The 14,696-nt window shown below is 59.3% G+C and carries 12 protein-coding genes; 1 reads left to right on the plus strand and 11 read right to left on the minus strand.

Going from position 1 to position 14,696, the window contains the following annotated elements:
* Nucleotides 1-203: 203 nt before the first annotated feature.
* Nucleotides 204-1,256: a MoxR family ATPase gene (locus ABX749_RS04880; RefSeq protein ID WP_145219938.1), complete on the minus strand. Its 1,053-nt coding sequence runs from the start codon at nt 1,254-1,256 to the stop codon at nt 204-206.
* Nucleotides 1,257-1,597: 341 nt separating this feature from the next.
* Between ABX749_RS04880 and ABX749_RS04885 the strand changes: the two genes are divergently transcribed.
* A complete protein-coding gene (locus tag ABX749_RS04885; protein WP_372895005.1) occupies nt 1,598-2,341 on the plus strand; it encodes an outer membrane protein in 744 nt (247 codons plus the stop codon).
* 257 nt (nt 2,342-2,598) lie between these two features.
* On the opposite strand, the gene ABX749_RS04890 is transcribed toward ABX749_RS04885, so the two are convergent.
* From ABX749_RS04890 to ABX749_RS04935, 10 genes are all read right to left on the minus strand, one after another.
* Nucleotides 2,599-4,602 (minus strand): arylsulfatase, encoded by a 2,004-nt coding sequence (locus tag ABX749_RS04890; RefSeq protein WP_372895006.1) that lies wholly within the window; start codon nt 4,600-4,602, stop codon nt 2,599-2,601.
* A gap of 69 nt (nt 4,603-4,671) precedes the next feature.
* Nucleotides 4,672-5,397 carry an ABC transporter ATP-binding protein gene (locus ABX749_RS04895; RefSeq protein WP_372895007.1) on the minus strand — a complete coding sequence of 242 codons (726 nt, stop codon included), beginning with the start codon at nt 5,395-5,397 and terminating at the stop codon, nt 4,672-4,674.
* Nucleotides 5,398-5,403: 6 nt separating this feature from the next.
* Nucleotides 5,404-6,645 carry an ABC transporter permease gene (locus ABX749_RS04900; protein WP_145219946.1) on the minus strand — a complete coding sequence of 414 codons (1,242 nt, stop codon included), beginning with the start codon at nt 6,643-6,645 and terminating at the stop codon, nt 5,404-5,406.
* 7 nt (nt 6,646-6,652) lie between these two features.
* A complete protein-coding gene (locus ABX749_RS04905) occupies nt 6,653-7,909 on the minus strand; it encodes an efflux RND transporter periplasmic adaptor subunit (RefSeq protein ID WP_372895008.1) in 1,257 nt (418 codons plus the stop codon).
* 149 nt (nt 7,910-8,058) lie between these two features.
* A complete protein-coding gene (locus tag ABX749_RS04910; RefSeq protein ID WP_145219950.1) occupies nt 8,059-8,529 on the minus strand; it encodes a YraN family protein in 471 nt (156 codons plus the stop codon).
* A gap of 197 nt (nt 8,530-8,726) precedes the next feature.
* A complete protein-coding gene (gene rplS, locus ABX749_RS04915) occupies nt 8,727-9,080 on the minus strand; it encodes a 50S ribosomal protein L19 (protein ID WP_145219952.1) in 354 nt (117 codons plus the stop codon).
* Between the two features lie 99 nt (nt 9,081-9,179).
* On the minus strand, nt 9,180-9,875 hold the full coding sequence (gene trmD, locus ABX749_RS04920; RefSeq protein ID WP_145219954.1) for a tRNA (guanosine(37)-N1)-methyltransferase TrmD: 696 nt from the start codon (nt 9,873-9,875) through the stop codon (nt 9,180-9,182).
* A 74-nt stretch (nt 9,876-9,949) separates the two neighbouring features.
* The gene (rpsP, locus tag ABX749_RS04925; protein WP_372895009.1) at nt 9,950-10,315 is read right to left on the minus strand and encodes a 30S ribosomal protein S16; all 366 of its coding nucleotides are present in this window, start codon (nt 10,313-10,315) and stop codon (nt 9,950-9,952) included.
* 109 nt (nt 10,316-10,424) lie between these two features.
* On the minus strand, nt 10,425-11,900 hold the full coding sequence (ffh, locus tag ABX749_RS04930; protein ID WP_372895010.1) for a signal recognition particle protein: 1,476 nt from the start codon (nt 11,898-11,900) through the stop codon (nt 10,425-10,427).
* A gap of 134 nt (nt 11,901-12,034) precedes the next feature.
* A partial coding sequence (locus ABX749_RS04935) for an alpha/beta fold hydrolase (protein ID WP_372895011.1) occupies nt 12,035-14,696 on the minus strand: 2,662 nt, incomplete at its 5' end.

Consider the following 14,696-nt stretch of genomic DNA (forward strand, 5'->3'; position numbering starts at 1 on the left):
CCCGTCAACAAAACTCAAATGTTGAAACTTGAAACTTGAAACTTGAAACTTGAAACTTGAAACTTGAAACTTGAAACTTGAAACTTGAAACCTGAAACCTGAAACCTGAAACTTGAAACTTGAAACTTGAAACCTGAAACCTGAAACCTGAAACCTGAAACCTGAAACCTGAAACTTGAAACCTGAAACTCAAAACTTAAATCTCAAATCAACTTCGCAATGATCTCACGGGCGGTGATGCGTTCGGCTTGTGCGGCGAAGGTCAAAACCAACCGGTGGGAAAGCACGGGCGATGCGACGGCCAGGATGTCTTCTTGGCGAACCATGTAGCTGCCGTAGAGCGCCGCTCGGCTTTTCGCACCCAGAATCAAACTCTGCACCGCGCGTGGTCCGGCGCCCCAGGCGACCAGCGGGATCAGCCAATCCGGTGCCGTGCCGCCGTCGGGCCGCGTCTGACGCACCAGCTTGGCGGCGAATTCGTACAAATGATCGGGCACCGGAACGCGGCGAACGACTTCTTGGTGGCTTAGGATTTGTTCGACCGACAGCAGCGAATCCAAGACCGGCTGACGCTCCCCGGTGGTCATCCGTGCGATCTGGATTTCTTCCGCTTCGCTGGGATAGCCCAGTTCGATCAATGACATGAAACGATCCAGCTGCGCTTCGGGCAACGGATACGTCCCCTCCTGCTCGACCGGATTCTGGGTCGCCAAGACCATGAAGGGCGATGGCAAGGCAAACTCTTTGCCCAGCACGGTCACGTTGCCTTCCTGCATCGCTTCCAACAACGCCGCCTGAGTTTTCGGCGGGGCCCGGTTGATTTCGTCGGCCAGCACCACGTTTGCAAACACGGGACCACGGACGAACTGGAATTCACGCCGTCCCTCGGCCGTGTCTTGCAGGATGTCGGTCCCGGTGATGTCCATCGGCATCAAGTCCGGCGTGAACTGAATCCGACTGAAACTCAGCGACAACGTCTCGGCGAATTTGCCGACCAACAGCGTTTTGGCCAACCCCGGCACCCCGACCAGCAACGCATTGCGGCGGGCGAAAAAACAGATCGCCAATTGCTCGATCGCTTCGGCTTGACCGACGATGACGCGCGACAGCTCGCGGCGCAAATCGGCATACGCCTGCTGCAACCGATCAATCGCGTTGACATCATCACCCGAAAGATCGCCTTGTGAGCCGTGCTTCTGCGGTGGGGGATTCAGTGCCGTGTGATCCTGTGCTGCTGATTGAAGTTGTCCAGACATGTAACTTTTCGTCGACGATCGTGTCACGTTAGCGTTGCTTGAATCTCAGCCGTGCGCGACCGGCTTGCACGGGGTCGGCCCCCCCTTTCCCATTGTCCGATTCGAGTCGAGCTAGTGTAACCCAAACCGTCTGCAGGCGAACCCGCGGACGGTCATCCTCCCGAAAATGACCGGCCTGTCGGCGATTCTTTGGCCTGGGCGGTAAACCGTATCGATTGGTCAAAACGACGCGGTGGTCCACGTTAGACGGAGCAGAATTAATTTCGCCAACCCAGAGGGGGGCAACGCCCGAAATCCCTTAATGCGGGGAAGCTGGGATGCTTTTTCCTGCGGAAAGATTGGTGACTGCTTCCCCCATCGAAATCCCCCATCGAAAGGATTCGGACATGCGTCTCGGACAAAAACTGTTTCTCACACTCGTGATGTCCGTCGTCGGACTCTCGTCAGCCTCCGCCCAGCGTTTCGATTTCACGAATTGCTATCTCTCGGGGTCCTTCGCAGGCGATTTCCTGACCATGGAAGGCTCCGGACGCAATACCAACGGAAACTTCGACGCGTCGGGAATCGAACATGAAACCAACGAAGGGTACGGATTCGCCTACGGACGGGAATACGACCGCTGTGGCTACCAGATCCGCCTGGAGTCCCAATACACGTTCTACGACGATTCGCAATTCACGCTCAACAGCTTCCCCGGACCTCCGGGACCGTACACGTTCTTTTACCGTGGTGCGTTCACCGAGCGCTGGAGCGGACTGAGCAACATTTGGATCGACAAACCGATCAGCGACAACTTCGAAGTTTACGCCGGTGGCGGTCTGGGTTGGTCGCACTTTGAATTCGCCGCAAACGACGGTGTCGTCTCCAGCGTCAAAGAAGACGACGACCTCGCCTACCAATTCGGCGTCGGACTGACGTGCAAGCTGCTGTCCAACGTTGAACTGGATTTCGGCTATCGCCGCGTCGATCTCGGCAACGCCAACACGAACCTGACCACGATCACTGGCGGTGCCCCCGCCGGCAACCTGAACGTCGATCTCGATTCGGATCAACTGCTGCTGACCCTACGCATCTTCCGCCGCTAAGCACGCAATGGCACGGACATACGTGTTGGTGTGCAGGCTTTAGCCGTCCACTGTCGCTGCGTAGCAGCGACCGGAAATCGCCTAAAGGCTAAACACCAACGTGCGCTGGTGGGCAGGCTTTAGCCGCCCACTGTCGCTGCGTTGCAGCGACCCGGAATCGCCTAAAGGCTAAACACCAACGGTTGCCGAATCCTTAGTCGCTCACGCCCGCGACATTCGTACCAGCCCCCTTTTCCGGGGCTGTCGGGTCAACCGGATCACTTCCGTTTCCACTGCAAACCGACAGTCACCTCGCCATCCGCCAGCGTCGTGACCGTCACCGGATGCATGCCTTTTTCGAGTCGTATCGTGGTGGAATACGTTCGGCCGGGATCGAAACCGAAATCGGCATCGATCAACTCCGCGTCATGAATCCGCGCAAAGGTTCGTGAACCGGCCGACAACGTGACTTCGTACACCCCGGTTTCGGGGGCGACAAAAACGCCACGAAAGCGAACCGCTCCCTTGGCACCGTCGACGGACAATTCATCCGATCGCCCCGTCTCGGTCGGCTGCAGCTCCTCGACATCGGGCACGTAAGGAAACGGCCCGGGGTAAACGTCATACGCCCAACCTTCCTGTTGGCTCACGTTCACCGCCGGAATCGCCACATCGTCATAAGGCCGCGGTGCCGACGGATTGGCCCGGCGCAGTTGCAGCACGCGGTCGTGCATCTTCTGTTGCAACTCGGCGAACTTCTCGCCCGTGCCGGCAAGGTCATGAAGCTCTTTGGGATCGTTTTTGAGATCATAAATCGCGAACGGCTGGCTGTGATCCTGGATGTCGACCCGCACGCCCTTGTAGCCATCGACAAACACCACCTGCATTTGCCGGCGTCGCTGGTTCCGTTTCGACGCATCAAAATCGCCGTACGTAGGTGTCCTGCCGCCGTTGAAATACTCGATGTAAACCTGCCCCTGCCGCTGCGTCCCTTCGCCTGTCAGTGTCGGCAACAACGAAACCCCGTCCGTTCTTGCCGGCGGTGCGATCCCACCGGCACGCGCGAACGTCGGCATCCAATCGTGGAACTGAGAGGGTGACCGATCGATCGATCCGGGTGCCACCTGTCCGGGCCACCACGCCAACGTGCCGACACGAATCCCACCCTCCCAAACATCCCGTTTGGTTCCGTCAAAGGGACCATAAGACTGAAAGGATTGTGGCGTGTAGTTGACGCGATTGTCTTGCGCATCGCGCAAATACGACTCGTGGTGCGGACCGTTGTCGCAACTGACGACGACCAGCGTGTTCTTGTCGATCGATAGATCACGCAACGTCTGCAACAAGTCGCCGATGCTATGATCGATGCGGCGGACCATCGTCGCAAAACGTTCTTCGACATCTGACCAACCCTTGCCGGTGTAGTCGGGATGCCGATACCCGTCCACCGTTCCGACTGCGGTGTTGATCATCGCCCCCGGCTTGCCGAGCCACTGCAATCCACCGTCGAGACCGTAGCCTTCGGGGAATGCAACCGATGGCAATTGAAGCGCCGCGTGTGGCGTGTCGTAGGCGAGATACAAAAAGAACGGCTCGGTGGAACCACTTTGCACATGCTTGGCGATCCAGTCTTTGCTGCGGGCGGCGAACAGGTCCGTCGTGTAGCACTTGGCCAAACCCTTGCTGACCTCCCGATCGTTGTGCCAAATCTGTTTGGGCGTGCGATGCAATTCGTTGTCGCCCAGGTTCCAGTTTTCCGCCGGATAATGAACGTGACCGTCGCGGTGGCGGACATAGCCGTAGAACTCATCGAAGCCACGCTTGGTCGGGTAAGCGGGCCAGTCGGCCGGAGTCCAATCGTCGTCCTGGCCGTTGGTTGCACCCTGCAGACCATACTTGCCGACCAACCAGGTCTTGTATCCTGCCGCCTTCATCACCGTCGCAAGCGTGTGATTGTCCTCCAGCGCCTTGTCAAACTGATTGTCACGCACCACCGCGTGGCCTTGATGCACCCCCGTCAACAGCGACGAACGACTCGGGGCACAAACCGGCGCCGGACAATAATGGTCACGCAACTGCATCCCTTCGGCAGCCATCCGATCCAACATCGGCGTATGGTGACGTTTTGAATGCGTCGAATCATTTTGATGCAATACGCCAAAGTCTCCCCACCCCATGTCGTCGAGCAGGATGAAGATCACATTGGGCTTGGTTTCGGCGCTGGCCGTGGAAACAAACAGGAGGGCAAGAAAGACGAGTGAGGTGGTAAGGGAACGTATCATCGAATGCATGGATTGAGAGACAACGGGATCGCGTACAGCAAGCCAGTTTAACCGCTCGTCCAAACAATATCATTCCGCCTCGGCATCGAGGGCCGCTTTGGCTTTGGAAAAATCGGTCGTGTCCTCGACAACCTCCCCGTCGCGGAGCACGATCGTCCGCTTGGAATTCCGCGCGATGTTGGGGTCGTGCGTGACCAGAATCACCGTGATCTTTTGAGTTTCATTCAGCTCTTGGAACAATGCGATCACCTCGCGGCTGGTCTGAGAATCCAGATTGCCGGTCGGCTCATCCCCCATCAAGATCGACGGGCGATTGACCAGCGCCCGGGCGATCGCCACGCGCTGCTGCTGACCGCCGGAGAGCTGGCTGGGATGATGATGGTAGCGATCCCCCAACCCGACCTGATCCAAGACCTCACGCGCCCGATCATGCCGCTGGCGGGCGGACAGACGCGGGCCGTACATCAGCGGCAATTCGACGTTCTCCAACGCCGACGTCCGATTGAGCAGATTAAAGTTTTGGAACACAAAACCGAGCTGCTTGTTTCGAATCCGGGCCCGCTGGTCGCGATTCATCGAAACGATCTCCTTGCCGTCGAGCAAGTAGCTGCCGTGCGTCGGCCGGTCCAAACAACCCAGCGTGTTCATCAACGTCGATTTGCCGCTGCCCGAGGGACCGACCAATGCGATGTATTCGCCCCGATCAATCTCCAAACTGACCGTGCGGAGCGCATGCACTTGGACTTCGCCCAAGTCGTAGACGCGTCTGACATCTCGAAGCTCGATCAATGCCACGATGGGTTACTCGTACCTGAGCGCGTCGATCGGGTCCAACTTGCTGGCCCGCCGAGCGGGATAAAAACCGAAAAACACGCCGACGGCCGCGGCAAACCCCATCGCGACCAGCGCGGCGGGAAACGAAACCACCATCGGCCATTCCGTCCCCGGTTTGTAGGCGTTGATCAACATCGTGGCCGCCATCGACATGCCCGTTCCGAGCGCCAATCCGATCACGCCGCCGATGCTGGACAAGACCACCGACTCGATCAGAAACTGCCACAAGATGTCGCGGCCCCGCGCCCCGAGCGCCATCCGGATGCCGATCTCTCGCGTCCGTTCGGTCACCGAGACCAACATGATGTTCATGATCCCGACGCCCCCGACGACCAACGAAATCCCAGCGATCGCCGACAACATCAGCGTCAGCGTCCCGGTGATCATCCCCAACGTTCCGGCAACCTCTTCCATGTCCGTGATGTCGAAATCGTCCTCCTCCCCCGGCGCGATGTCATGTCGCTCGAGCAACAGATTGCGAATCTGCCGCGTCGCCGTGCTCATCTGGTTGGTGCTTCGAGCCGAAACCATGATCGCGTGAATGTTATCCATCGGTGACCCGAGCAACCGCTTCCGCACCGTCGTCTGCGGCATCAGCAACAGATTGTCCTGGTCATCACCAACCATGTTGGCCCCTTTCTTGGACAGGATTCCGATCACGCGAATGGGCACATTGTTGATGCGGAGCGTCTCGCCGAGCGGATTGGTGGTGCGAAACAATTTTGGAATCAACGTCTGACCGATCACGCACACCTTGGCCTTGGACTCGATGTCGGCTTCGCTAAAAAACGACCCCGCCTGAAGACTCCAATTGCGGACCTGCAAGAAGTCCGTGCCGACACCCAACATCTCCTTGGGGCTCCAATTCTCATTGCCGTAAATGACCTGCCCGCCGGTGAACACCAGCGGTGAAGCGGCCAAGACCGCCGGACATTCCATGCTGATCGCTTCGGCATCGGCGGCGGTCAACGAAGGCGCATCGTTCTGACGAACGCCACCGTCGGTGGTCTGCCCCGGAAGCACAAAAATCACGTTGGTCCCAAGGTTCTCCAGTTCACCTTGCACCAGACGATTCGCCCCCTGACCGATCGACACGATGGTCGTCACCGCGGCGATCCCGATCACCACACCGATGATCGTCAACACCGCGCGCATCTTGTTTTTCAACAAGGCCCTCAGCGCGATCCGAATGGTATCGAAGAAAGACATGGGCGAATTACTTTTTCACTTCCTTGCCGGTCACCAACAGATCACCGACCGAAAGCGCCGCCGACTTCAGCTCGGTGAAACCGCTTTCGCTCAAACCGGTTTCGATCTCCACGGCACGCAACCACTTTCCATCGACGACCCAGACGTGGCGTTTGTTCCGCACCCTTCGCTTCTCCGCTTTCTCCGCGGCCGGCAGTTGCCGCTCTTCGTCATCGCGATCTCGTTTCGTGTTCCACAACGACCCATCGATCAGATGCCGATCGGACTCGCACACCCATTGGACATCTTCGGGAAAGAAACGCAGTGCGGCGTTGGGCAATTTCGGCACGTCGCTGATCGAATCGACTTCGAACGAGATGCTCGCTGTCATTCCCGGCAAGAGTTTCAAGTCGGGATTGCTGGTCACGATGACGACGGGATAGGTGACCACGTTCTGGTTGGCGACGCTGCTGACGCGGATCTGTTCGATTTCACCGCTGAACAACTCATCGGGATGAGCGTCGACGGTGAAGGTCACCGGTCGCGATTCAGCTTGAGCCTTTTGGACCAGTCCGATGTCCGCTTCGTCGACGGAGGCGAACACGTGAACCTTGTCACGTAGATCAGGGGCGACAATGAACAGTTCCGGCGTCTGAAACGAAGCGGCAAGCGTTTGGCCGGGATCGATCTTGCGGTCAATGATCACGCCGTCGACCGGAGCCGTGATTTCACAGTAATTCAAGTTCGCCTGCGAGTTTTCCAACGATGCCTCGGCCTGCTGAATCATCGCGTGCGCGACCTTCAACTGCGCTTCCAACGACTTCACTTCGAACACCAACGCGTCCATTTCGCTATCGGAGAGGAAGCCGACTTTCTTGGTGTATAACTTCTGACCGCGCTCGTAGCTGTTGTTGGCCTGGATCAGTTCCGCTTCGATCCGTTCCAGTTCCGCCTTTCGCGTCGCCAAGGTGGCTTCGTCCCTGGCGACATCGGCTTTGAAGAGTCGCGGATCGATCGTCGCCAGCACGTCGCCCTTCTTCACCTCGTCGTTGAAATCAACGTTCAACTCCTCGATCGGCCCCGAGACGACCGAACCGACCAAGACCGATTGGACCGGCCGGACCGAACCGGTGGAGTTGACATAGCGGGTCACATCGCCGCGGACGATCGCGGCGGTTTCCCACTTCACCCGATTGCGTTCTTCCCAATACGTCCGCGCCGGTTTGTATCCGACTGTACCAATGCCGACCAAAACGCCAATCACGACCAGCATTTTGACAAGCATCTTCATTCGACTGCGGGGTGGGAGGCAGAATCTGACCAGCGCCCTTTCAAGTCTAATTCATCGACGAACCGAACGAGCGCGTTCGTGATGGGATTCGCATGGCGATCGAGAATCTTGCCACCGCGAGCATGCGCTTCGCGGAACTCGCCTCAGGCCCACATCTGAAAATCACCGGCGGCTTCGAACGCATGTTCGTAATGCTCGATCTTGGCCGGCACCGGTTCGCCCTTGGGCCACCAGATGGCGATCACATCGAAACGGCACGATGCGCCGAGCAGTTTGCGACGTTTGAGAAATCGCAGCGCCGCCCGGGTGATCCGGGCCTGCTTGTTTTCATCGACCCGATCGGCCGGATGGCCCGGACGGGTCGTTTGCAGCGTCTTGACTTCGACGAAGATCACCGTGCGGGACTTCTTGTCGGCGGCAATCAAATCGATTTCGCCGCCGCGGTCGGATTCACTTTCGGCGACCACCACGAATCCCTTTTGGCGCAGCAACCGTGCCGCCACCTGCTCGCCCTGTCGGCCGATCGGGGCATCGGGATCGACCCGCCCGTAGCGCCACTGGGAATAACGATCCAGAAGCTGCCGGATGAACCGCGGGGGCGTTGGACGTGTCATGGGCAAACACGAGCGGGATAGGCTTCCAGGCAAGCTGGCATGCAGAGCATGCCCTACGGCAGTCGCCACATCGTGCACCGTTGGTGTTTAGCCTTTCGGCGATTCCCGTCGCTGCAACGCAGCGACCGTGGGCGGCTAAAGCCTGCACACCAACGCGTCTGCCCGCGCCATGTTAACGAGCGGCCTTACGATCGGTCTTACGATCGGCGGCGTTCTTTCAGACGCACGGCTTTACCGACGCGGTTACGCAAGAAGTACAGTTTCGCGCGACGCACGACACCGCTCCGCTTGACTTCGACCTTTTCGATGCGGGGGCTGTGCAGCGGGAACTTTCGCTCCACACCCTCACCGGCGACGATCCGTCGGACGGTAAACATCTCTTTGGATCCGCTACCGGAGATGGCAATCACGACACCGGTGAAGACCTGGATCCGCTCCTTGTTGCCTTCCAGAATTCGCAAGTGAACGTCAACGGTGTCGCCGATTTCGAACTGCGGCGGGTTCTCTTTGATCGCGGTCTTCTCGACCTTGTCCAGAATGGCTTGGCTCATCGTACTACTCTCTTCGTCTGACTGATCGCCGAAGTCGCCAGACTTCGGGCGTGAAATTCAAGTTCCCGGAAACTGGCGAATCCGGTTGTCTGGTGCTGTCTACTCTTCTTCATCGAGCAAATCCGCTCGACGTTGTTTCGTTCTGATTCGACTTTGCTCGGCCCGCCACGCGGCGATCGCTTCGTGGTTTCCGCCGAGTAAGACTTCGGGAACGTGGTGCCCCCGAAAGTCTCGCGGTCGCGTGTACTGCGGAAACTCCAACAACCGATTTCCGCGGCTGAAGGAATCATCCACATGACTGTTTTGATCACCCAACACGCCGGGCAGCAACCGCACGACGCCGTCGATGATCGTCATCGCCGCGACCTCGCCTCCGTTCAAGACGAAATCGCCGACACTGACTTCCTCTGGTTCCAATATGTCGACCACTCGTTGGTCGAACCCTTCGTAACGCCCGCACAGCAATAGGACTCGGTCGCTGAGTGCCAAGTCCTCCGCCATGCGTTGGTCAAATCGCTCGCCTTGCGGCGTCAGCATGATCTTTCGCGACGGCGTTTCCGCCATCCGCTCAATGTCTTCCACACAAGGCACCGTGACATCGACTTGCAACAGCATGCCCGGGCCTCCCCCGAAGGGCCGATCATCCACTTTTCGGTGCGGCGTATCGGCGGCCCAGTCACGCAAGTCATGTCGGTGGATTTCGACCAGCCCTTTGGCGATCGCTTTTTCCAACAGACTTTGCGTCAGGTAGCCGTCGAAGATCGCCGGGAACAGCGTGACGATGTCAAATCGCACTCGTGTCTCTCCCGGGATCCAAATTGCCGTTGAACAGGTGACCGATGAGAAGCGGACGAATCAGCAATCCGAAATCACTCGGCGGTCGCTTCGGCTTCGGCAACCGACTCACCTTCGGCGGCAGCTTCTTCGGCCGGAGCTTCTTCGGCGGCGGGTTCTTCTTTGGCCACCGGCTTGGGAGCTTCGGCGGGTGCCGGGGTGTATTCCTTTCGCTTTCCGAGTCGCGCGAGCGCTTCTTTTTGGGCTTCCAGGTGTGTGCCGTCGGTGCCGTACTTTTTGATCAGCACGGCGACCTTTTCACTCGGCTGAGCGCCAACGCTCAACCAGTGGTCGACGCGATCGCTCTTGAGTTGAACGCGGGCATCGGTTTCGGGGCACATCGGGTCGTAATATCCCAACTCTTCGATCACCCGACCGTCGCGCGGCGACCGTTGGTCCATTGCGCAGACTCGGAAGAAAGGTCGGTGGGTGCGACCCATCTTTTTCAGACGGATTCGAACTGACATTTCAAACTCACTCCAGGAAAAAACAAATTGTGTTGGTGAACTGCTATCTCTTGTTTCGTCGCTTTTGACGCTTCAACTTGTCACGTTGCTTTCGCAACTTGGCACGTTCGGCGTTTGACAATCGCTTGCCGGTGCCTTTTTTGACCCGCATACCGTCCAGGCTGCCATTGCCACTGGCCATCGCCCCCTGCAGCTGCTGCATCATCTTGGCCCGATCCATCATCGAGCCGCCGGCCATGCCCTGCATCAACGGTTTCATGATGTCGAACTGCTTGACCAACTGGCTGATCACCGGCGTTTGCACGCCGGCACCCTTGGCAATCCGCGTCCGACGCGAGGCGTCGATGATCTTGGGATTCCGGCGTTCATCCGCGGTCATGGCATTGATCGCGCCGATCGTCTGCCGAATGCCCCCGGCCGCCTCTTCGCTTTCCAAAGCTTCCTTGAACTGACCCATGCCGGGCATCAAGCCCATCATTCGGCCCATCAAGCCAGGCTTGCTGACTTTCTCCATCATGTTCTTAAAATCGTCCAACGTGAAGTCGCCAGAAGCCATTTTGGCCTCCAACTCCTCGCGTTCCTTCTCGTCGACGATCCGATGGGCTTCCGCGGCGGCGGCCACGATGTCGCCCATCTGCAGGATTCGGCCGGCCATCCCCTCGGGACGAAACGGCTCCAGTGCGTCAAAATGCTCGCCGGTTCCGATGAATTTGATCGGGACGCCGGTGACGTGCTTGACCGACAACAACGCCCCGCCGCGGGCGTCGCCGTCCAACTTGGTCATCACCACCCCGTCCAGCTCGAGCGATTTGTTGAACGCGTCGGCACTGTTGACGGCATCCTGGCCGGTCATCCCGTCGACCACCAGGTAAACCTGATCCGGGCCGACCTTTTTGTCGATCCGCTCCAATTCCGCCATCAACTCCTCGTCGATGGCCAACCGCCCGGCGGTGTCCAAAATCACGACCCGCGAACCGTCCGCTTCGGCCTTGGCGACGCCGTTCTTGCAGACTTGGACGGGATTTTTATTGTCCGGCTCGCTGTAGACCGGCACGCCCAATTGCTCGCCGATCACCTTCAACTGCTCGATCGCGGCCGGTCGCTGCAAGTCAGCGGCCACCAACGTCGGCTTGATCTTTTGCTCGATCAACAACTGCGCCAACTTGCCGCAGGTCGTCGTCTTTCCGCTCCCCTGCAGGCCGCACAACATGATGATCGTCGCACCATCTTTCTTCAGATGGATCGACGGATCGACCGGCCCCAAAATCGAAACCAGCTCGTCGTGGACGATTCGTACCAGCTCTTGTTCCGGCCGCAGGCTCAGCAGCACCTTCTTACCGAGCGCCCGCTCGGTCACGTGCCCCATGAACTCCTGCACGACCGGATAACTGACATCCGCTTCCAACAGAGACCGCTGAACGATCTCCAACCCCTCGCGCATATTGCCCTCGGACAGCTTGCCTTTGCCGCGCAAGCTCTTAAATGCCGATTGCAATCCGTCTGAAAGGGAATCAAACACGCTGAAACAGGAAAATTACGAGTGAAAAAAGCATCATGCACCCTCCGAAGCACCCAACGGGCGCACCGATAGCGGGCGCGGGAAAGCCCGGCAGTGTACGAGGGGCAGTGCCGTTTTGTAAATGGAGAAAGCCCCTACTTTGCCAGCGGTTTCTCCGGTTCGGCCAACCCGGTGACCGCCAACACCCACTCTAGTGGATCGGCCGAGGACACCAAACCGGTGTGAGTCAGCGAAAAAGTCTTCCTGCTCGCCGGATTCGGCAACCCCAACGCACTTTCCACCGTCACCGCACCATCACCCAACCCCTCAAACAGCTCCTCCGCCTTCATCAACGCCTCGACACGGGCGGCATAGGGCGGAGAAACCGCCAGCCGAGCCAGTTCACCGGGCAGGCTTGCCGCCAAACGCTCACGCCGCGACGCAGTCAGAAAGCTCTTCGTCCCCGCCGCCAAGTGGAATCGGATCCCCGCCGGCCGAGCCCGACGGTGCAAGCGCGCCAGGAATTCGCTCTGCGGATCCAACGCCTCGGCCGCCTCCCCGCGCCCGTCGGCGATCGTGTTGAGCGCCCCCGGAGTCCCGGTGATCAGCCGAAACGCCACGTCGAATAGCTCCAGCTCGTCATGAAACGCCGCCAGGGCCGATCCGCGAAACGGAGTCCCCAGCGTCACGACGTTGGGGACGATTCGCGCCGGAAAATCAGGCTCGGTGACCGCCCACGTCGACACCAGACCGCCGAGCGAATGGGCCACCAAATGGACGCGCACGCCAGGATGGTCCCGCCCGAATTCGACCAGCTGCTCGGCAAGCCGACTGCCGATCTCATCGGGAGGCCCGTCGTTGGGGTACTCAAACCGCATCGACACAATCTCACGCTCGGCCAACGCATCGGCCGCACGGTCAAACGTCGACTCGCTGCCCTCCAATCCGTGCACAAACACCACGACGTCGTCCGAATCGCCGACGTCCTCCCGCCCGATCAGCCGCGGCGGCGCCAATTGTTTCATCAGTTCCCACTTGGGCGTCTGCTTCAACTCGATCACCAACTCGCGGTCATTGAGCGTGAACTCGATCTTGCCGACCAGCTCCAAGGCAACCAACCCGATGCGATCTTGATTGCCAAGCTCTCTCCACCGCGGAGCGTCACCGGCTCGTCCACCCAAGGCGCGGCGCAACTTGGTTTCGTCATAACGCCCGTCGACCAACGGCAATCGAATCGTGGTCGACGCCGGCTGGTCGGGTTGCGGGGTGGGCTGCTGGCAGGACGCCGCGCTCGGGATGACGGCCAGCACCAGGGCGGCAACCAGCGTCGCCGCAACACGAACGCGACGGATCCCCAACCGCGTCGACTGCATCCACAGCACAATCCACGACGCCACAAAACACAGCCCGGAGATCACCGCCAACGCGGCGGCCGATGCCCACTGGACCGACCGCGCTCGCTCCGGCGGCTCAGTGGTCACCGCGAACGAACGCAACCACTGGTCACCGTAACGGGACAGCGTCGCATACGAAAAAAGAGACGTGGCCCGCAGCGGTCGTTGTTCTTCCACCCAATCGTCCTCCCACTCGTCTTCCCAGTCCTCCTCCTCTTCATCGACGTCCGATTCAACCGGAAACACCGTCAAGTAATCATAGTCGGCCAGCGGCTCGTAGCCGTCGGGATCCGAAATCGCAAACGGCGCGCTAAACAAGATCTGAAACATCATCACGACCGGCAAGATCGCGGCGGCCACCAACGGCGCCCGCCCGGCCACCGCCGAGATCAGCAATCCGAGCATCGTTGCGGCGACCGACACGCCCAACAAACAGACGACGACCCCGGGCAGCTGCGTCACCCGCTCGTCCACAAAAAACGAACGCGCCAGCCAGCGGTCACGGATGACGTACAACAATCCCGCAAACACCAAAGTTTGCAAGGCCCCGGCAAGCGAAAGTATGACCGACTTGGCCGCCAACACTTGCCCCCAAGTCAAACCGTAGGAACGTTCGTAGTCATAAAGCTCTCGATCGCGGGTGATCGACAAATGGCTGCCGCTGGCCGACATCCAAATCACCGACACCACCGCCAAAAACCCCAGTCGGTTGATCGGTGCCATTTCGCCGTACAACCCATCGGCGACGTCCCGATCGGGATCCGTCGGCACGCTGATCGCAATCGCCACGGCAAACAAGATCGGAACCAACAGCATGCCGATCACGACGTGCGGGATGCGAATCGGTCCCAGTGAGAGACGCGACAATTTGGGCGAAGTCAGTTTTTGGCGTTCGCGGCGAAGCAGAATCGCCACCCGATTTGCAACGCGGTACAGCGCGGAGGGAACATCATCGTCGTCGTCCGCCGATCCCGCTTGCTGCGCCGCGGGCGGCGCCCCGTCACCCGGATCTTCAACGGCACCTCCCTCCGGCGTCGGCCGCATCGTGATGACGCGATCAAACGACTCCAGCACATGTCGGTGGTGGGTCACCGCGACAATGGTCGCCCCACGGACTGCCAACGAGTGCAACAGCGCAATCACCTCGCCGGCCGTTTCGTGATCCAGTCCGCTGTCGGGCTCGTCCAGCACGATCACGCCGGCTCCGGACAACAGCGCGCCGGCGATTCGAAACCGTCGCAACTGCCCGCCGCTGAGTTCCGCCGGAAACTTGTCCTTGGCCGACGTCGGCAGCCCCACCGAATCGAGCGCCGCATCGATCTCAAACGGCAGCAGATCGCGTTGATAGAAACCCGCGATCGCCTGCAACGCATCGCCGAGCCTTAAATCCTGGTGCACCAAATCACGCTGCGGCACAAAGAAC

The organism is Stieleria sp. (genome assembly GCF_041595215.1).
Classification (GTDB): Bacteria; Planctomycetota; Planctomycetia; order Pirellulales; family Pirellulaceae; genus Stieleria; species Stieleria magnilauensis.

What these genes read in the sequence shown, in the direction of transcription:
- ABX749_RS04880 (WP_145219938.1), bottom strand. Translation starts at nt 1,256, where the DNA reads ATGTCTGGACAACTTCAATCAGCAGCACAGGATCACACGGCACTGAAT.
- ABX749_RS04890 (WP_372895006.1), bottom strand. Translation starts at nt 4,602, where the DNA reads ATGATACGTTCCCTTACCACCTCACTCGTCTTTCTTGCCCTCCTGTTT.
- ABX749_RS04900 (WP_145219946.1), bottom strand. Translation starts at nt 6,645, where the DNA reads ATGTCTTTCTTCGATACCATTCGGATCGCGCTGAGGGCCTTGTTGAAA.
- ABX749_RS04905 (WP_372895008.1), bottom strand. Translation starts at nt 7,909, where the DNA reads ATGCTTGTCAAAATGCTGGTCGTGATTGGCGTTTTGGTCGGCATTGGT.
- ABX749_RS04910 (WP_145219950.1), bottom strand. Translation starts at nt 8,529, where the DNA reads ATGACACGTCCAACGCCCCCGCGGTTCATCCGGCAGCTTCTGGATCGT.
- rplS (WP_145219952.1), bottom strand. Translation starts at nt 9,080, where the DNA reads ATGAGCCAAGCCATTCTGGACAAGGTCGAGAAGACCGCGATCAAAGAG.
- rpsP (WP_372895009.1), bottom strand. Translation starts at nt 10,315, where the DNA reads ATGGACCAACGGTCGCCGCGCGACGGTCGGGTGATCGAAGAGTTGGGA.